We start from the raw sequence: 18285 nt of genomic DNA, 5'->3' as shown, positions 1-18285 counted from the left end.
ACCAGCCTGATAGCGCCGATGTCGCCATTTTCGACCATCGCGCGCGCCTGGCGCACCATCGGATAGCCGGTGTAGTTGTGGGTGAGCACGAACAGCGCCTCGCTGTCGTCGGCCGCCTTCTTCAGCTTCTTCGCATCCGAAAGCGTCGAGGTCAGCGGCTTGTCGCAGATCACATGGATACCGCGCTTCAGGAATTCCTTGGCGGCGGCATAGTGCACATGGTTGGGGGTGACGATCGCCACCGCCTCGATGCCGTCCTTCAGCTTGGCCTCGCGGATCGCCATCTGCTTGAAGTCGGAATAGACCCGTGACGGATCAAGCCCGAGTTCGCGGCCGGAGCTTTCGGCCTTGTCCGGTGTCGACGACAGGGCGCCGGCCACCAGCTCGTAGTGATCGTCGAGCCGGGCGGCGATGCGGTGCACCGCGCCGATGAAGGCGCCAGAGCCGCCGCCGACCATGCCGAGCCGNGCGCCGGCCACCAGCTCGTAGTGATCGTCGAGCCGGGCGGCGATGCGGTGCACCGCGCCGATGAAGGCGCCAGAGCCGCCGCCGACCATGCCGAGCCGGATCCGCCGCTCGCGCTTCTCGCTCGTTCCCTCGATTGCCATCGTTTTGTCTCCCTGTTCTGAACCTGCTCTATCGTCTCGTTGTCATCGTCGTGCGGCTGCCCCTCATCCGCCTGCCGGCACCTTCTCCCCGCCNGCCATCGTTTTGTCTCCCTGTTCTGAACCTGCTCTATCGTCTCGTTGTCATCGTCGTGCGGCTGCCCCTCATCCGCCTGCCGGCACCTTCTCCCCGCCGGGCGGGGGCAGAAGGGCGATCGCGACGGCGTTTCCTCTCGCTCGGCAGCACCGTGTGGCACGTCCCCTCTCCCCGCTTGCGGGAGAGGGTTAGGGTGAGGGGGCTACGGCCGGGCGCGCACTGCGGCCATCGCCAGGCAGGCGCCACCGTTGGCTCTATACCGTGCCTCAGATCCCCAGCAAACGCCGGTTGGCGGCCTCGTCGGTACCGCTGTCGGCAAAGTCGTCGAAGGCCTTTTCGGTCACCCGGATGATGTGGTGCCTGACGAACTCGGCGCCTTCGCGCGCGCCGTCTTCGGGATGCTTCAGGCAGCACTCCCATTCGACCACCGCCCAGCCGGAAAAATCATTGGCCGCCATCTTGGAAAACACCGCACCGAAATCGACCTGGCCGTCGCCGAGCGAGCGGAAACGCCCGGCCCGGTTGACCCAGCCCTGGTAGCCACCATAGACGCCCTGCCTGCCGGTCGGGTTGAACTCGGCATCCTTGACGTGGAACATCCGGATGCGATCCTTGTAGATGTCGATGTTGTCGAGATAGTCGNCCATAGACGCCCTGCCTGCCGGTCGGGTTGAACTCGGCATCCTTGACGTGGAACATCCGGATGCGATCCTTGTAGATGTCGATGTTGTCGAGATAGTCGAGGCAYTGCAGCACATAGTGCGAGGGGTCGTAGAGCATGTTGGCGCGGGCATGGTTGCCGGTGCGCTCCAGAAACATCTCGAAGGTGATGCCGTCGTGCAGGTCCTCGCCCGGATGGATCTCGTAGCAGATRTCGACGCCGCAATCCTCGGCATGRTCGAGGATCGGTTTCCAGCGCCGCGCCAGTTCGTCGAAGGCGGTCTCGACCAGGCCGGCCGGSCGCTGCGGCCAGGGATAGACGAACGGCCAGGCAAGCGCGCCGGAAAAGCTCGCCATCGCATTAAGCCCRAGGTTCTTCGACGCCGTCAGCGCCAGCTTCACCTGCTCGACCGCCCATTGCTGCCGTGCCCCAGGATTGCCGCGCACKTCCGGCACGGCAAAACCGTCRAACACCTCGTCATAGGCCGGATGGGTGGCAACCAGTTGGCCCTGCAGATGGGTCGACAGCTCGGTGATCTCGACGCCGTTGTCGCGGGCAATGCCGGCAAGCTCGTCGCAATAGGCCTTTGACGTYGCCGCCTGCTGCAAATCGATCAGCCTGGTATCCCAGGTCGGCACCTGCACGCCCTTGTAGCCGCAATCGGCAGCCCACTTGGTGATCGCCGCAAACGAGTTGAACGGCGCCGCATCCCCGGCAAACTGCGCAAGAAACAGACCGGGGCCCTTGATCGTTTTCATGATTTTTCCTCGTCTAAGCTGCCTACTTCCAAACTACGAAGCTGAATTCTGACAGAAGANAATAGGCCTTTGACGTCGCCGCCTGCTGCAAATCGATCAGCCTGGTATCCCAGGTCGGCACCTGCACGCCCTTGTAGCCGCAATCGGCAGCCCACTTGGTGATCGCCGCAAACGAGTTGAACGGCGCCGCATCCCCGGCAAACTGCGCAAGAAACAGACCGGGGCCCTTGATCGTTTTCATGATTTTTCCTCGTCTAAGCTGCCGTGACCGGATCGATGTCACGCTGAAGAGGCGCCGGACACAGGGTTGGCCAAGCGCGATTGGGACCTGAAAAATGGGTGCGAAAGGAAAAAGGCGCGCCCGACCGACGGGCGCGCCTGGCTTATCAGAACGGAGAATCCGGGAAGTAGAACTGCTCGGCATTGTCCTTGGTCACCAGCGTGGCGTCGAGGATGTATTCGCCGCTGACCGGGACCTGGTCGTAGAACTTGGCAGCCGTGAGCTGCATTGCGGTTGCGACCATCGCCGGCGGATAGAGCACGTCGACCGGGACCATCTTGTCGCCGTCCATGACCTTCTTGATCATGTCCTTCGAGCCGGCGCCGGCAACGATGTACTGGATATCCGTGCGCTTTGCCTGGCCGATGGCTTCGAGTACGCCGACTGCCATGTCGTCGTCCTGGCACCAGACCACGTCGATCTTCGGGTATTTGGTCAGGTAGTCCTGCATGACGCGGAAGGCGTCGTCGCGGTTCCAGTTGCCGTACTGGCGGTCGAGAACCTTGACGTTGGAACCGGCAATGCCCTTGTCGAAACCATCCTGGCGCTGCTGGTCGATCGGGATCGGCAGACCGCGGATAACGACGACTTCGGCATCCGGCGTCGTCTTCTTGATATATTCGCCCGCGACCTGGCCGAGCGCCGGGTTGTTGCCGGCGACATAGAGATCGCGGATCGAGCTGTCGTTGACCGACGGGGCGCGGTCGACGAGCGCGACAAAGGCGCCGGAATCCTTGACCTGCTGGATGGCGTTGACGAGCGGATCCGGATCCGACGGCAGGATGACCAGCGCGTCCAGCCCCTGAACCGCAAGGTCCTGCACGGCATTTGCCTGGGTGGCTGCGTCGGGCGATGTCTTGACGATGACGTTGAGGCCCGGATGTTCCTGCATCAGCAACTTGGCGACACGTTCGGCGTGGAAGACGACACCGGCCGTCCAGCCATGGTCGGCCGCCGGGATCGATACGCCGATGGTCACCTTCTTGTCCTGCGCAAAGGCGCCGGGTGCGGCGCCTGCAAATGCCGCCACGGCGGCGACGGTCAAACCGATAATTGTCCTACGCATAGTCTCCCTCCCAAGAGTTCCACGGGGCCTCGATTGCAATGAAACCGGGCTCGCCCCAACGGCCCGGCCAATCTCAGGTGCGGCGCATGAGCGACCGCTGCACCAGCATGGCGATGATGATGATCGCGCCCTGGATGGCGCCGATCAGATATTCGCTGACGAAGTTCGAAAGCAGCATGATGTTGCCGACGATCTCCAGGATGAAGGCGCCGCAGACCGTGCCCCAGACACGTCCGACGCCGCCCCTCAGAGCCGTTCCGCCGACGACGACGGCCGTGATTGCCTGCAACTCCCAGAGGATGCCGGTGGTCGCCGATGTGGAGCCGAGACGCGGCACGTAGAGCAGGACGGCGACGGCGACGCAGAGGCCCTGGATCACATAGGCGATCGTCCTCACGCGGTTGACCGAGATGCCGGAATAGCGCGCGACGTCCTCGTTGGAACCCACAGCGACGACATGGCGCCCATAACGGGTGCGATAGAGCACGAAGGCGGCGATCGCTGCGGTCACAAAGATCACGATGATCGGCACGGGCACGCCGGCGACCGAGCCGAAATAGACCGGCCGATAGATCTGCTGGAGTTCGCGGTCCTGCAACGTGATCGCGCCGCCTTGCGACAGCCAGGTCGTCAACCCGCGGTAGATGCCCATGGTGCCGAGCGTGGCGATGAAGGGCTCGATCCGGCCGACGGTGGTGATCAGCCCGTTGACGAGCCCGCACGCCGCACCCAGCACCAGCGCCAGGATCGCGGCGCAGATCAGCATCAACACGGGATCAGCAATAACGCCGCTGTTGATAAACAGGATCATTAGGCTGGCGACGAAGGCGACCATCGAGCCAACGGAAAGATCGAGCCCACCGGACGAAATCACATAGGTTGCACCCAGCGCGATGATGGCGATGAAGGCGCTGCGCGTGATGACGTTCAAAAGATTGGCGACAGAAATGAAGTTCGGATTGGCGAAATAGCCAAGGATGAGCAGCAGTGCCAGCGCGACAAAGGGCGCGATCGCCGCCATATCCCAATCTCGCGACGTTCGCGGAGCGCTCTGCGTTTCGGTTGCAACATTCGTCATCATCGTGTCCCGCGCTTACGCGGCCTCCCCGGTATTGGCGCCTGTCGCAAGAACGACGATCTCGTTTTCGTTCATCTTGTCTCCCGTAACTTCGCCGACGATATGGCCCGCCCGCATGACCAGGATGCGGTCGGAAATACCGATCAACTCCGGCATTTCAGAAGAGACGACGATGATCGACCGCCCCTCCTCTGCGAGCTTGGCGATGAATTTGTAGATCTGCTCCTTGTTGCCGATGTCGATGCCGCGCGTCGGCTCGTCGATGATGACGATCTCCGGATCGAGCATCATCATTTTGGCAAGCAGCAGCTTCTGCTGGTTGCCGCCGGACAGCTGCCCGGCAAGGATATCCTTGCGGCCGGTTCGGATGTCGAACTCGCGGATCGCCCCGTCGAGCGCGTCGGCTTCCTTCTTGCGGTCGATCTGCAGGGTTTTGACGAAGCGGGATAGCGAGGCAAGCGTCAGGTTGACCCTCAGATCCTTGGTCAGCAACAGGCCCTTGCCCTTTCGGTCCTCGCTTAGATAGACCAATCCAGCCTTGAGGCTCGCCTCAACGTTGGAGAAATTCACCGCCTGGCCGTGATGCCTGATCCTGCCGTGGCCCGGACGAAGCCCGGCAATGCCCTCCATCAACTCGGTTCGGCCGGCGCCGACAAGACCGGCAAAGCCGAGGATCTCGCCCTTGCGCAGTTGAAAGGTGGCGTTGCGCGCGAAGCCCGGCACCGAAAAGTCTTCGATCTCGAGCACGACGTCGCGTGCAGGCCCACCGTGGCGTTCGGGATAAAGTTTTGCGACATCGCGCCCGACCATCAGCCGCGCCATGTCGGCCGGCTGCAGCTCGGCGGCATCGTGGGCGGCCACGACCCGGCCGTCGCGCAGCACCGTCACCCGGTCGGCGATCTCCTTCACCTCCGGCAGTCGGTGCGAAATATAGAGAACGCCGACGCCCTTGGCGCGGATATCCTTGATGACCTTGAGCAGTGCGTCCGTTTCATGCGGCGTCAGGGATGCCGTCGGCTCGTCGAAGATCACCACCCGGTGCGGCACCAGCAGCACCCGCGCGATCTGGACCAGCTGGCGCTGAGCGATCGACAGACGGCGCACGATGGCCCTCGGGTCGATATCGGCACCGAGATCACGGATCGCTCTGGCCGCGCCATCGTTCATGGCCCGGTCGTCGACGGAAAGACCCTTGCGCAGTTCGCGACCGAGATAGATGTTCTGCGCCACCGTCAGATCCGGCGCGAGCAGGATTTCCTGGTGGACAAGGACGATGCCGGCTTGCTCGGCATCGACGGGGCCGGAAAAGCTCACCGGCCTTCCATCGATCGCCAGCTCGCCGCGTGTCGGCAAATGATTGCCGGCCAGGATCTTCATCAGCGTGGATTTGCCGGCACCGTTTTCGCCGATGATGGCGTGGACTTCGCCGGGCCGCACGGACACATCGATGTCGCGCAGCACCTCGACGATGCCAAACGTCTTGGAAATGCCCCTCGCCTCGAGGACGGGTGGCGCACTCTGGGATGCCGCAGCCGTCATGTGGCGACCGCAATCGTCAAGCCACGCCCCATAGGGTCGGCCGCCACGCCCCGTGCTCGGGCACGAACGCAACGAAACAATGTCATAAGAACTCCTCCGGAAGTACTGCTAACCCATTTTCTGAGGTACGTAAATCAGAATTTGTTTTTCAGCCTGTTGATTTCGAACGGCGAGGCCAAAAGCCAAAGAGAGAGCCCCGAGGCAGCGCAGCGTCAGCACGGACGATCGGTTTTAGGAAGAGAGAAGCTCAGCCGCAGCCGACCCGATACGGGGCTCCAGACAGACGGACAGGCGACATTCGCGAGTGGAGTCAAAGGGCGGCATCTGGCGCACTTTCTCAGACCGAGCGGATCGACAGCTACAGGACGCATCAGCCAGTCCGATGATGGCATGGCCGAGTGCGCGCGCGCTGTCAGAGGGGGCGATTGGCACACACGCCGCATGGCCGGATACGCGTGCGCCTAGAAGCGCGAGAAGCCTTTCAGCGGTGGCATGATCATGCCACGTCCGTCACCCATGAACTGGGACACGCCTCTCGCCACCTCCTCGCTCGGATCGCCGTAGACTTCGAATTTTTCGACGGTGCAATGCGCAGACACGCTCTGAATATGCGCATCCGACATCTGCCAGTGGCGCAGGACATCGGCGGATTTTCGGTAGAGCTGGTAGCTGACCGCCCGCATTTCTGTCTCGTCGATGAACGTGCGGACCATCAATTGTGGAGCGTTCTCTTCCACGAAGTCGACCGCTGCCCGCACCGCTTCACGGAAGGGCTGCAGATGCCCGGCTTTGATCTTCATGACATTTCGAAAGAGCAATTGGTCGGTCATCATGTTTCTCCATAGCGCTGTACGGAGTGCCTTATAGAAACTCAAGCATAGTTGAGGTCAATGGGCGCGATCTGTCGACGGCAAGATCTTGCATCAGACTTTGGTCTTGCAGGGCGGGCCGGCGGCACGCCGCATGATTGCGCTGAGCACCAGCGAAACAGCTTCACGTATTTCTTGTGAATGAGAAACGTCGAATTCATCTAGCTTTCGCCGCGCACCCAACGTTGGAGGACGGCGGGCGCCGCACCGAATGTTTCGAGACATTCGGCGATCGACAAGGGAGGAACAATGTCGAAACTTTCAGCCGACCGACGGACTTCGAAATCGCGCACGCCGAACCTGCTCGGGACCCTGACCATGGGTCGACGCACATGAACATACACAATCCCGCCGCCGCGCCGACGCGGCCGACCGAACTCGTGCTCGGCCTCGACGATCGCCCCTCGCCGTCGATCGCCTTTCTTGCAGCGCTGCAGCATTTGCTGGCAATCATCGTGCCGATCGTCACGCCAGGCCTGCTGATCTGCCAGGCACTCGGTGTCTCTCTTCGCGACACGAACATGATCGTGTCGATGTCCTTGGTCATCTCGGGGATCGCAACCTTCGTTCAATGTCGCCGTTTCGGCCCGCTCGGCGCGGGCCTGCTGATCGTTCAGGGAACAAGCTTCAACTTCGTCGGCCCGTTGATTGCCGGCGGCGTGTTGATGGTGAAGCAGGGTACCCCGGTCGAAACCGTGATGGCGTGCATATTCGGCGTCGTCATCGCCGGATCCTTCATCGAAATGGGCCTTTCGCGCGTGCTGCCCTTCGTCAAGCGCCTGATCACCCCTCTCGTCACCGGCATCGTCGTCCTGATGATCGGCCTTACCTTGATCAAGGTCGGCCTGATCAGCATGGGCGGAGGCTTTGCCGCGATGTCGCAGGGCACCTTTGCCAACGGCGAAAACTTGCTGCTGTCAGGCGTCGTGCTTGGGCTTATCATTGCGCTCAACCGCATTCCGGTCGTCTGGGTCCGCAGTAGCGCCATCATGCTGGCGCTCGCCGCCGGTTATCTGCTGGCGGCATGGATGGGTCGCCTCGACTTTGCCGGCGTGCATCAGGCAGCCTGGTTCCAGGCGCCGGTGCCGTTTCATTTCGGCGTCGACTTCTCGTGGTCGCTGTTTGCGCCGATGGTGGTCATCTATCTCGTCACGTCGCTTGAGGCGATCGGCGACATCACCGCCACCAGCAAGATCTCGCGCCAGCCGATCGAAGGTCCGCTTTGGATGGAGAGGATCAAGGGCGGCGTTCTCGTCAACGGCGTGAACTCGCTGCTGGCGGGCATCTTCAACACCTTCCCAAGCTCGGTGTTTGCGCAGAACAACGGCATCATCCAATTGACCGGCGTCGCCAGCCGTCACGTCGGCATCTACATCGCCGCCGCGCTGGTCCTGCTCGGGCTGTTCCCGACGGTTGCCGGCGTCATCCAGGCCGTGCCGGAACCGGTCCTCGGCGGTGCCGTCATCGTCATGTTCGGCGCGGTTGCCGCCTCCGGCATCAACATCCTCGCCGGCGTTCATCTGGACCGCCGCGCGCTTCTGATCATCGCCATCTCGCTTGCCCTCGGGCTCGGCGTCTCTCAGGTTCCCGAGTTCGTCACGCATATGCCCCGGGCGCTCGCGGACGTACTGGAATCGGGCGTGGCAACCGGCGGCATCTGCGCGGTCTTCCTCAACTGGCTTCTGCCCGAGCGCCAGGAAGAAATCATCGACTGACAACAAGGGGATCGCCACCCCAACCGGGCCCGCTCGCACGAGCGGGGCCGGTTGGGGTCACCTTCGAGAGGTCAGTGCCTGCTCGGCGCGAAATTGACGGTGGCACCCTCAATCGTGGAAGCCGCAGCAAACAGGCCTATCAAGGGCGAAGGTTCTTGCGAGCTCACATCATAGATACACGGTGCTGCAAAAACCGCCGCTCCAAGTGCGATGATGATCATCAGCTTCATTGGATCCTCCGATGGCGATGCGCAAGCATCGCCCATTCCATTTCCATGAAAGCTCGCCGCGACGCGGCGAGCTTTCATCGTTTTAGGCGACCGTCAACTCGACGTTGATGTTGCCGCGGGTCGCCTTCGAATAGGGGCAGGTCTGATGCGCCTCTTCAACTAGGGCTGTCGCCAGTTCCCGCTCGATGCCGGGCATGTTCACCTTCAGCCGCGCCTGGAGCAGATAGGCGCCGTTGGTCGATCCGAGATCAACCTCGGCAGCCACGGAGAGATCTCCAGGAAGCTTGACGTCGCGCTTTCCCGCCGCTTTACCGATGGCGCCGATGAAACAGGCCGACCATCCGGCCGCAAAGAGTTGCTCGGGATTGGTCCCGGCATGGGCGCTTCCCGGTGGCGAGAGCTTGACATCCAGCCGCCCATCATCACTGCGTGCGGCGCCGTCGCGACCGCCGCTGGTATGCGTCCTGCCGGTGTAGAGAACCTTGTCGACCTGTGTCATGGAACACTCCGTTATTGTGTCGCCCCTGGCGACTGCGTTGACGGAGAGAAATTTGACCGGCGGAGGTATCCGGCATGTTTCCGAAACAGGCGGAAATGTACCAAAGCGTAGCGGTGGTCGCTCCGGACACCTACTGCATGGCTCCTTAAATCCTATTCGATTTGAGGATAAAACATGCAGTAATTCAAAGTGCTACAGCGACCTTTGCGCGTCTGATAAGACGCGCGGCGCTGTAGAGCTACAAACCGCTTCGGCGAACTTTGACCGCGATATCAGCGGATGACGACCTCCGCCGCCAAACCGCCGCCGGCGCGATTGTAGAGCCGCACCGAGCCGCCGATGGCCCCTGCCAGTTGCTGGGCGATCGCAAGTCCGAGCCCGGTGCCGCCCGTCTCCCGATTGCGGGACTGTTCGAGCCTGAAGAACGGCTGCATCGCAGCCTCGAGCATGTCGTCCGGAATGCCCGGCCCCCGATCCATCACCGTGATGGCGACCTCGCCATTTTCCCGTCGCTCGACACTGATCTCGGCAGCGCCGGCAAATTTCAGCGCGTTGTCGATGAAGTTGGAGAGGATCCGGCGCAACGCATGCGGCTTGACGGGTATGGTCCCGTCAACGGCACTGACGACGGCCACGGACTTTCCGGTGTCCTGATAATCATAGGCCAGGCTGTCGATAAAGGATGCGAGGTCGATGCGGGAAGTCTTCTCGACATTGCCGTGCGCACTTCGGGCGTAAGCAATACCGTCCTGAACCAGTCGTTCGATCTCGCGGAGATCCTGCACCAGCTTATCCCTTTCAGGCGATTCATCCGCCATGTCGGCGCGAAGCCGCATGCGCGTGATCGGCGTCTGGAGATCGTGGGAAATGGCGGCAAGGATCTGCACGCGCTCTTCGAGATAGTGGGCGATCCTGTCGCGCATGGCATTGAAGGCCCGGGCGGCATGCGCGACTTCACGTGGGCCGGCTTCGCTCAACGGCGCGGCCTTCCTGTTCGGGTCCAGCGCATCGGCGGCAGCGGCAAGGTCGCTCAAAGGGCGGATGACCTGGCGCACGGCAAACCAGACGCAAAGGAGCAGGAGTGCCATCTGGGTCGCCAGCACATAGGGAAGCCATTCGGCGATCGGCATGACGCCCCGTGGCGTCACGTCTATCGTCAGGGGCGCGCCGTCGCTGAGCGTCAGATGGGCCTGCAATCTTTTGTCGTCACCCGGAATCGCCTCCACGTGCAGGGGAAAGCGATGCCCGGCCGCCTCCTCGATCTTGGTAGCGATCTCCGCACCACGGGTGGTGAGATCCGGCACGCCGGGAAGGCCGGGCCCCAGCACGAAACGATAGCTGCCGCGGCTGAGACGATCGAGCCAACCCGCTCTCTCGCTCGCCGGCAGTCGATCGAGAATGGCGATCGATGTGGCAACATCGGTTTCCAGCGTGCCGAGCATGACCGCCTTCGCCGACATATAGCGTTCGAGAAACAGGACGCTGAAAGAAAGGCCATAGGCGATTGCGAGACCGAGGAGAAGAACGAGAAAAAGCCGAGCGCGTAAGGTGCTCGGCCAATACCAGCTGACAGTCGATGTGACGCCCAAGCTCATTGCCTGGGCTCCGAGATCTCGACCGGAACGGAAAAGACGTAACCTTCGCTGCGCAGCGTCTTGATGTAGGTCGGCTCACGCGCATCGTCACCGAGCCGCTGGCGCAGACGGCTGACGAGAAGATCGATCGAGCGATCGAACAGCTCGGCGTCGCGCCCCTGGGTCAGATTGAGAAGCTGATCACGGTTGAGCACGCGCTGCGGATGATCGATGAAGACACGCAGCAGCCGGTATTCGGCACCACTCAAGGCGATCTCCGTGCCCTGCCTGTCGAGAAGGCGGCGGCCGACCGTGTCGAGCTGCCAGTCGCCGAAGGTCAGCAATTGACCCGCCTCAGTGATCTGCAGGTTCGGAGGCAGCATTCGGGTTCGGCGCAGCACCGCCTTGATGCGTGCCAAGAGCTCGCGCGCAGCAAATGGCTTGGGCAGATAGTCGTCCGCTCCCATTTCCAGGCCGATGATCCTGTCCATCTCATCGCTGCGAGCCGTCAGCATCAGGATCGGCGTCGCCTTGTGCTTGCCGGCGCGCAGCTCCCGGCAGAGGACCAGTCCGTCGTCGCCGGGCATCATCACATCGAGCACGATCAGATCGACGGTGTTGGCTTCCAGAAAGGCGCGCATCTGGCGGCCATCCGCGGCAACGGCCGTGCGCAGCCCGTTCTTCCTTAGATAGCTCGACACCAGCTCGCGAATTTCGCGATCGTCGTCGACGATCAGGATGTGATCGACGTGTTCCATATCCGACTTCCCACTCCCCTATGCACTCGGCCACAGCGCCTGATGCCTTTAGACCCAAGGCGGCTTGCGCGAGGCAGGCATCCACAAGGTCGCGCGCCCTGTTGCCGACTATCGTCGGTCTAAAAACGATCCACGTCCATAACCGCTTGTGCGAACGCCTGCGGCGCTTCCTGCGGCAGGTTATGCCCGATGCCGCCGCTGACGGTGCGATGTTCGTACTTTCCCGAAAATTTGCCGGCATAGGCGGCAGGCTGCGGATGTGGCGCGCCGTTGGCATCACCTTCCAGCGTGATGGTGGGAACCGAGATCTTCGGTCCCGCGGCAAGCCGCTTTTCGTAGGCGTCGTATTTGCGTTCGCCTTCCGCCAGGCTCAATCGCCAGCGATAATTGTCGACGACGACGGCGACATGGTCGGGATTGTCGAAGGCTTCAGCCGAACGCTCGAAGGTCGCATCATCGAATTTCCAGGTGGGCGAGGCGGTCTGCCAGATCAGCTTGGCAAAGGCGCGCCGATTCTCCTCATAGCCCAGCCGCCCGCGCTCGGTGGCGAAATAGAACTGGTACCACCAGGCAAGCTCGGCGCTGGGCGACAATGGCTTCCTGTTGATTTCCTGGCTTCCGATGAGATAGCCGCTCACAGAGACCATCGCCTTGCAGCGCTCCGGCCAAAGTGCTGCCATGATATTGACCGTGCGTGCGCCCCAGTCGCAACCGCCAAGCACCGCCTTTTCGATGCTCAGCGCATCCATCAAGGCGATCATATCCGCAGCGATCGCCGATTGCTGGCCGTTGCGCGGCGTATCCGGCGAAAGGAAGTGCGTCGTTCCGTAACCGCGCAGGTAAGGCACGATCACGCGGTAGCCGGCTTGAGCAAGCAAGGGCGCGACGTCGACATAGGTATGAATGTCATAGGGCCAGCCGTGCAGCAGCAGAACAGCCGGCCCATCGGCGGGACCTGCCTCCGCGTAGCCGACTTCGAGCACGCCGGCCCGGATCTGCTTGAGTGCGGCAAAGGAGGTGTGTGTGCCGGGCTTGATGTCAGGCAGCCGTGCGGCGGACGCTTGCCCCGACTGCGCCATCGCGGCACCCGCCATGCCAAGCTCGACCGCAGCAATGGTCATGGCAGCCACCCCGAAAAACTTGCGGCGTTCATGGTTGATTTCGTCAGACATCGGCCTCTCCTTTTTGAACCCAAGCACAATGGGAGAAAGACGGGCCGCTTGTATCCTGCGTGTGTCGCGCCCGCCCGATCTTGAATACCAATGTAGCGCCGACCCGCCCGGATACAGTCTGATACAAAGACGCCTTGCGACCAGCCAACTCGATCCGCCGGCGCGTGTCTGATGGCTGATCATCGGCAGCCGATTTGTATCGCTCTGTAGCAGGCCGGGCTACGCCTACATCCCGGTACATTTTCATACCTGAGCGGACACATGCGGGATACGTCGCAAAGACCAGATGCGTATCCGTTGCTGGTCAAGGCACATCGCCGTCCAGAGCCCGATCAATCGGTTCAAAGGAAACGATGATGACGCTTCTCATCATAGCCTATCTCGGAGGCGCGCTGACGATCTTCAGTCCGTGCATCCTGCCTATCCTGCCTTTCGTTTTCGCACGCGCCGAACAGTCCTTCCTCCGAAGCACGCTGCCGATGCTTGCCGGCATGGCCATCACCTTTGCGCTTGTCGCCACCCTGGCAGCCATCGGCGGCAGCTGGGCCATCCATGCCAACGAATATGGCCGCATTGCCGCGATTGCCTTGCTTGCGGCGTTTGGCGCAAGCCTGCTGTCACCGCGGATCGCCAGCGCGCTTTCACAGCCCGTCGTCGATTTCGGCAACCGCCTGATGAGGGCCACCGGCCATGGGCGCGCGACGCCCGATGTGGCCGGGTCGTTTGTTCTCGGCATCGCGACCGGCCTGCTCTGGGCCCCTTGCGCCGGGCCCATCCTTGGTCTGGTCCTGACCGGCGCGGCACTGCAGGGTGCCAATCTTGCGACGACATTCCTGCTGCTTGCCTATGCTGCCGGTGCGGCCACCTCGCTTGCCACAGCCATGTTTGTCGGCGGAAAGGTTTTCGCCGCCATGAAGCGGTCGCTGGGGATCAGCGAGCGCGTTCGCCAGGTCCTGGGTGCCGCGGTGCTCGCCGGCGTTGCGGCAATCGCGCTCGGCCTCGATACCGGCCTGCTGGCCCAACTTTCCTACGCCAGCACGGCATCCCTGGAACAGACCGTGCTCGAAAAGCTCGATACCAAAGCCGCTGGCGGACCGTTCTCCGCGGCTGCCGACAAGGGCGTGGACGTCGCATCGGCCGATACGACCCGCCCCTTTCAAAGCGACCTGCCCGTCGAAGGCGCTGCACCATCGCTTGATGGAGCGGTGGAGTGGCTGAACTCGCCGCCGCTCACCGCGGAAGCCTTGCGGGGGAAGGTGGTGCTCGTCGATTTCTGGACCTATTCCTGTATCAACTGCATTCGCACCGTCCCCTATGTCCGCGCGTGGGCGGAAAAATACCGGGATCAAGGCCTCGTCGTCATCGGCGTGCATGCGCCTGAATTCGCCTTCGAGAAGAAGATCGACAATGTCCGCAAGGCGGTCAGCGATTTCAACATCGGCTATCCCGTCGCCATCGACAACGACTACCGCATCTGGCGCGCCTTCGAGAACAGCTACTGGCCGGCCCATTACCTGATCGATGCCAAGGGGCAGATCCGCTACCATCATTTCGGCGAGGGCAATTACCCGCAGACGGAGAAGGCCATCCAGGACCTGCTCAGAGAAGCCGGTAGCGACATGGCGGCGAGCAGGCCGGTAGTGCCCGAGACCAAGGGCGCTGAACTCGGCGCCGACCTCAACAATATCCGCTCGAGCGAAACCTATCTCGGATACCAGCGCGCTTCGAACTTCGCCTCCAACGAGAGCCTGAGCGCCGATGCGGCGCGCAAATACACGGTCGCCGAACCGGGTCTCAACGAATGGGGCCTCACCGGCGCCTGGACCGTCGGCCCGGAACAGGCAACGCTCGACGAGCCGGGAGGCGGCATCGCCTCGCGTTTCAGCGCCCGCGACCTGCATCTCGTTCTTGGGCCGGGAGCGGCCGGAAAGCCGGTCCGCTTTCAGGTGACCATCGACGGCAAGGCGCCGGGCAAGGACCACGGCGCCGATATCGACGCCAATGGAAACGGCACGGTCACGGCAACAAGGCTTTATCAGCTGGTGCGCCAGGCAGGCGACGTCTCGGCGCGCAACTTCAGCATCCGGTTCCTTGACCCAGGCGTTCAGGCCTACGCCTTCACCTTCGGCTGAGACCTCGAGACATGTTCAAACCTGCCAATCGCCATCAACCCGACAAGGAGTGAAATCCATGAACCGTCATCTTTCCACCCTCGCGCTCGCCCTCTTCACCAGCGCGATTGCCTTTGCGGCCCAGGCAGCCGAGGTCAAGAATATCGTCATCGTTCACGGCGCACTGGCCGATGGCTCCGGCTGGCGCCAGGCAACGGAAATTCTCGAGAAGCGGGGCTATGCCGTGACGATCGTTCAACAGCCCATCACGTCGCTGGCGGATGACGTTGCCGCCACCGACCGCGTGCTCGATCTGCAGGATGGTCCGACCTTGCTCGTCGGGCACAGCTATGGCGGCATCGTCATCACCGAAGCCGGCAACCGTGGCGACGTCGCAGGCCTCGTCTATGTCGCCGCCTTCCAGCCCGACAAGGGCGAAAGTCTGCTCGCCCTTGCCAGCTCCAAACCGGCGGGCGGCATGAACATCAGGGAGACCAAGGACGGAAAATACCTCTATCTCGACCCGAGCGCCTTCGCCGCCGATTTCGCTGCTGACCTTCCGAAGGACGAAGCGGCATTCCTTGCAAAATCTCAGGTCTTTGCCGCCAAGGCGGCGTTTTCGTCCAAGGTCGGCGATCCGGCCTGGCGAACCAAGAAGAGCTGGTCGATCGTGGCGACGCAGGATCGCGCGATCAATCCCGATCTCGAGCGCGACATGGCCAAGCGGGCAAACAGCGAGGTGACGGAGATCAAGGCGAGCCATGCCGTCTTTGCCTCTCAGCCGGAGATGGTTGCTGATGTCATCGAAAAGGCAGCCAAACAGCTCGGCCAGTAAGTCGATGCACGGCAACTGACGTGCAAACATCTGACTGCCGCGTTTATCGCAGCTGGTCCGGGCGTTGCAGCGCCCGGCCGAGCATTCCTTCTCTCGTTCGGGAACCTGGACGGCTCGAAGCCGTTAGTTGGGATCGATAAAACGAGGGCAAGGACATGAGCTTCGATCAACTCGTTCCGGCGCCGGATCTCGCAGCCAAGGGCAAATCGCCCTTTCCCGGCGAAACGGCTGAGTACAGAAAGGCGCGGCAGGCTTTGCTGCGCGAAGAAATCGAGTTCCGGCGGCAGATGACGCGGCTGGTCGAGCAGCGGCGGTTGCTGCCGGATGGGCCGGTGATTGAAAAGAATTATCGCTTCAAGGATGCCAACGGCAACGACATCGGCCTGCTCGACCTCTTCGGCGACAAACAGACGCTCGTCGCCTATTTCTGGATGTACGGGCCGCAGCGCGCGCGCCCCTGCCCGATGTGCACGAACTGGCTCGGCGCGGTGAACGGCAACGCCGCCGATATCAAGCAGCGGGTGGCGCTGAAGATCTTCGGCCGCAGCTCCGTCGAGCGTCAGCTGGCGTTTGCCCAGGAGCGTGGCTGGCGAGACCTCGATTTCGTCCAGACGGTCGGCGACGACTATGCTCGGGATCTCGGCCTCATCAATGCGGACGGAAGCGAAAATCCGGCGCTTGGCGTCTTCAAACGTGAAGGCAACGCCGTCAGGCTCTTCTGGGCAAGCGAGATGACGACGGAGATGGCCGACCCCGGCCAAGATCCGAGAGAGGCGCCGGACATCGCCTCGCTCTGGTCGATCCTGGATCTGACGCCGGAGGGCCGCGGCACGGACTGGTATCCGAAGCTCAGCTACTGACGATCATCGTCACGGCGGCAATGGATGTCGTGGACGGGCCGCGAAGCTGGCGGGAAGCATTTGGGCGACAAATAGTGGCGGTTGCGTCGGCAAGATCTTCAAATCCGCAAGATTTGCCGGTCCACTTCGTGCAAATCTTCTCGTGGTTTGGAGAGCCGTGAGGACAGCGATGCGCAAGGCACTGACACAGGCGAGCTACAACGCACGGATGAACAGGGTCATCGACCATGTCTATGCTCATCTGGAAGAGGACATTTCCTTCGACGAACTGGCCGACGTCGCCTGCCTCTCCTCCTATCACTGGAGCCGGATCTACTCGGCCATGCGCGGCGAGACCATAGCGTCGACCATTCGCAGACTCCGGCTGCAGCGCGCTGCCGACCGGCTGGCCAATTCCGATCTTGAGGTCAGGATCGTCGCCGATCGCGCTGGGTATGCCTCGGTCGACACATTTGGGCGGGCTTTCAAGGATGCTTTTGGCATGACGCCCGCCGCCTATCGGGAAAATGGTCCGCACGACGCCTTCAGGGCGGCCAATGCCGCAGGCGACACGAACGGATTCCCGGTGAGCGTCGTCACCCTGCCCGAGCGACGGTGTGCGTCGATCGCCCACCGGGGCTCCTACATGGAAATCGACCGTGCGATGGCGCGGCTCTTTACCGAACTCGCGGCCCGTGGGGCATTGCCGGACCGACCGGAGATGATCGGGGTATTCTTCGACGACCCCGACCTCGGGTCTGAGCAGGACTTGCGCTCTCGCGCCAGCATGCCGATTGCCGGTCCAATCACCTTCGACCTGCCGTTGACCGAAACGGTCCTGCGTGGAGGCCCCTACGCTAGACTGAGTTACACCGGTCCCTATGCGGCAATGCGCGGTGCCTATCGCTGGTTCCTCGGCGTGTGGCTGCCCGGATCCGGGCATGAGCCCGACGATGCGCCGGTCTTCGAAGACTATCTCAACGATCCGCGCCTGGTGCCCCAGAGCGAATTGCGAACCGACATTCATCTGCCGCTGAAAAGCACGCCATGACGACCCCACCCGTTCCATCCGCCGTCGCCGAGGTGCTTGCGCAACACGCCGCAGCGATACGAGCGCGCCTTCTGCAGGTTCGCGACCTCATCTATATGGTTGCAGCCGAGACCGAAGGCGTGGGGCCGCTGACGGAAACGCTGAAATGGGGAGAGCCGGCCTATCTTACGCAGGCAAGCAAAAGCGGAACGACCATCCGTCTCGGCGTCGCCGAATCGGCGCCGGAACGATGTGCCGTATTCTTCAACTGCAGGACGACGCTCGTCGAAACCTTCCGCATTCACTTTGCCGATGATTTCACCTTCGAGGGCAATCGCGCCCTCCTCATCCCCACCACAGGGGATTTGCCGAAAGGACCGCTGGCGCTGTGCCTGCGGGCAGCATTGACCTATCACCGACGCGCGACGATCTTGCCCACGACATTGACGAGCTGACGAGCCCGCGAGTGCTTCAGTTGGCTGGCAGCCGCCGATAATCGTGAACGAGGTCCCGACGCCCTTGCCGGCGGAGGCTCGGCGAGCCGCGACGCAACGTCTGGCCCACTGCAA

16 protein-coding genes and 3 pseudogenes are annotated in these 18285 nt (G+C 62.4%); 6 read left to right on the top strand and 13 right to left on the bottom strand.

Features of this window, described 5'->3' with window-relative positions; genetic code table 11:
* The 8 genes and pseudogenes from ASD02_RS17210 to ASD02_RS17180 form a co-directional block, all read right to left on the bottom strand.
* A pseudogene (locus ASD02_RS17210) lies at window positions 1–467 on the bottom strand (Gfo/Idh/MocA family oxidoreductase); the annotation flags it as partial.
* Window positions 468–968: 501 nt separating this feature from the next.
* Window positions 969–1344 (bottom strand): annotated as a pseudogene (locus tag ASD02_RS39795) (sugar phosphate isomerase/epimerase); the annotation flags it as partial.
* Window position 1345: 1 nt separating this feature from the next.
* Window positions 1346–2121 (bottom strand): sugar phosphate isomerase/epimerase (locus tag ASD02_RS17205; protein ID WP_162255909.1); only part of this gene is annotated, 776 nt, incomplete at its 3' end.
* A 60-nt stretch (window positions 2122–2181) separates the two neighbouring features.
* Window positions 2182–2362: pseudogene (locus ASD02_RS17200) on the bottom strand (sugar phosphate isomerase/epimerase); the annotation flags it as partial.
* Window positions 2363–2507: 145 nt separating this feature from the next.
* The gene (locus tag ASD02_RS17195) at window positions 2508–3467 is read right to left on the bottom strand and encodes a substrate-binding domain-containing protein (RefSeq protein ID WP_025429470.1); all 960 of its coding nucleotides are present in this window, start codon (window positions 3465–3467) and stop codon (window positions 2508–2510) included.
* 73 nt (window positions 3468–3540) lie between these two features.
* On the bottom strand, window positions 3541–4545 hold the full coding sequence (locus ASD02_RS17190; RefSeq protein WP_057213217.1) for an ABC transporter permease: 1005 nt from the start codon (window positions 4543–4545) through the stop codon (window positions 3541–3543).
* Between the two features lie 15 nt (window positions 4546–4560).
* A complete protein-coding gene (locus ASD02_RS17185; protein WP_057213194.1) occupies window positions 4561–6084 on the bottom strand; it encodes a sugar ABC transporter ATP-binding protein in 1524 nt (507 codons plus the stop codon).
* Window positions 6085–6545: 461 nt separating this feature from the next.
* Window positions 6546–6914, bottom strand: a complete 369-nt coding sequence (locus ASD02_RS17180; RefSeq protein ID WP_057213192.1) for a hypothetical protein — start codon at window positions 6912–6914, stop codon at window positions 6546–6548.
* 371 nt (window positions 6915–7285) lie between these two features.
* Here ASD02_RS17180 and ASD02_RS17175 point away from each other — a divergent pair, with 371 nt between their 5' ends.
* Window positions 7286–8668, top strand: coding sequence for a nucleobase:cation symporter-2 family protein (locus tag ASD02_RS17175; RefSeq protein WP_057220922.1), 1383 nt, complete (start codon window positions 7286–7288; stop codon window positions 8666–8668).
* Between the two features lie 71 nt (window positions 8669–8739).
* Here the strand turns inward: ASD02_RS17175 and ASD02_RS39215 are convergent, their stop codons facing one another.
* From ASD02_RS39215 to ASD02_RS17155, 5 genes are all read right to left on the bottom strand, one after another.
* Entirely contained in the window at window positions 8740–8898 is a 159-nt protein-coding gene (locus ASD02_RS39215; RefSeq protein ID WP_164474920.1) for a hypothetical protein, read from the bottom strand.
* Between the two features lie 82 nt (window positions 8899–8980).
* Window positions 8981–9397 (bottom strand): organic hydroperoxide resistance protein, encoded by a 417-nt coding sequence (locus ASD02_RS17170; RefSeq protein ID WP_057213188.1) that lies wholly within the window; start codon window positions 9395–9397, stop codon window positions 8981–8983.
* A 272-nt stretch (window positions 9398–9669) separates the two neighbouring features.
* Window positions 9670–10992 (bottom strand): HAMP domain-containing sensor histidine kinase, encoded by a 1323-nt coding sequence (locus ASD02_RS17165; protein WP_057213186.1) that lies wholly within the window; start codon window positions 10990–10992, stop codon window positions 9670–9672.
* Window positions 10989–11729, bottom strand: coding sequence for a response regulator (locus tag ASD02_RS17160; protein WP_057207589.1), 741 nt, complete (start codon window positions 11727–11729; stop codon window positions 10989–10991). The genes ASD02_RS17165 and ASD02_RS17160 overlap by 4 nt, the downstream gene beginning before the upstream one ends.
* Before the next feature lie 119 nt (window positions 11730–11848).
* The gene (locus ASD02_RS17155) at window positions 11849–12901 is read right to left on the bottom strand and encodes an alpha/beta hydrolase (RefSeq protein ID WP_057213184.1); all 1053 of its coding nucleotides are present in this window, start codon (window positions 12899–12901) and stop codon (window positions 11849–11851) included.
* A gap of 356 nt (window positions 12902–13257) precedes the next feature.
* On the opposite strand from ASD02_RS17155, the gene ASD02_RS17150 reads away from it, so the two are divergent.
* From ASD02_RS17150 to ASD02_RS17130, 5 genes are all read left to right on the top strand, one after another.
* Window positions 13258–15033, top strand: coding sequence for a cytochrome c biogenesis protein DipZ (locus ASD02_RS17150; protein ID WP_057213182.1), 1776 nt, complete (start codon window positions 13258–13260; stop codon window positions 15031–15033).
* 58 nt (window positions 15034–15091) lie between these two features.
* On the top strand, window positions 15092–15847 hold the full coding sequence (locus ASD02_RS17145; RefSeq protein WP_057213180.1) for an alpha/beta hydrolase: 756 nt from the start codon (window positions 15092–15094) through the stop codon (window positions 15845–15847).
* A 155-nt stretch (window positions 15848–16002) separates the two neighbouring features.
* A complete protein-coding gene (locus ASD02_RS17140; RefSeq protein ID WP_057213178.1) occupies window positions 16003–16707 on the top strand; it encodes a DUF899 family protein in 705 nt (234 codons plus the stop codon).
* Between the two features lie 169 nt (window positions 16708–16876).
* Window positions 16877–17737, top strand: a complete 861-nt coding sequence (locus ASD02_RS17135) for an AraC family transcriptional regulator (RefSeq protein ID WP_057213176.1) — start codon at window positions 16877–16879, stop codon at window positions 17735–17737.
* Window positions 17734–18171: a DUF1801 domain-containing protein gene (locus tag ASD02_RS17130; protein WP_057213174.1), complete on the top strand. Its 438-nt coding sequence runs from the start codon at window positions 17734–17736 to the stop codon at window positions 18169–18171. The genes ASD02_RS17135 and ASD02_RS17130 overlap by 4 nt, the downstream gene beginning before the upstream one ends.
* Window positions 18172–18285 lie beyond the last annotated feature (114 nt).

The organism is Ensifer sp. Root1252, assembly GCF_001425885.1.
GTDB lineage: Bacteria > Pseudomonadota > Alphaproteobacteria > Rhizobiales > Rhizobiaceae > Ensifer > Ensifer canadensis.
Note: the sequence above shows the minus strand (reverse complement) of the source record. Positions and strands in the feature narration are given on the sequence as shown.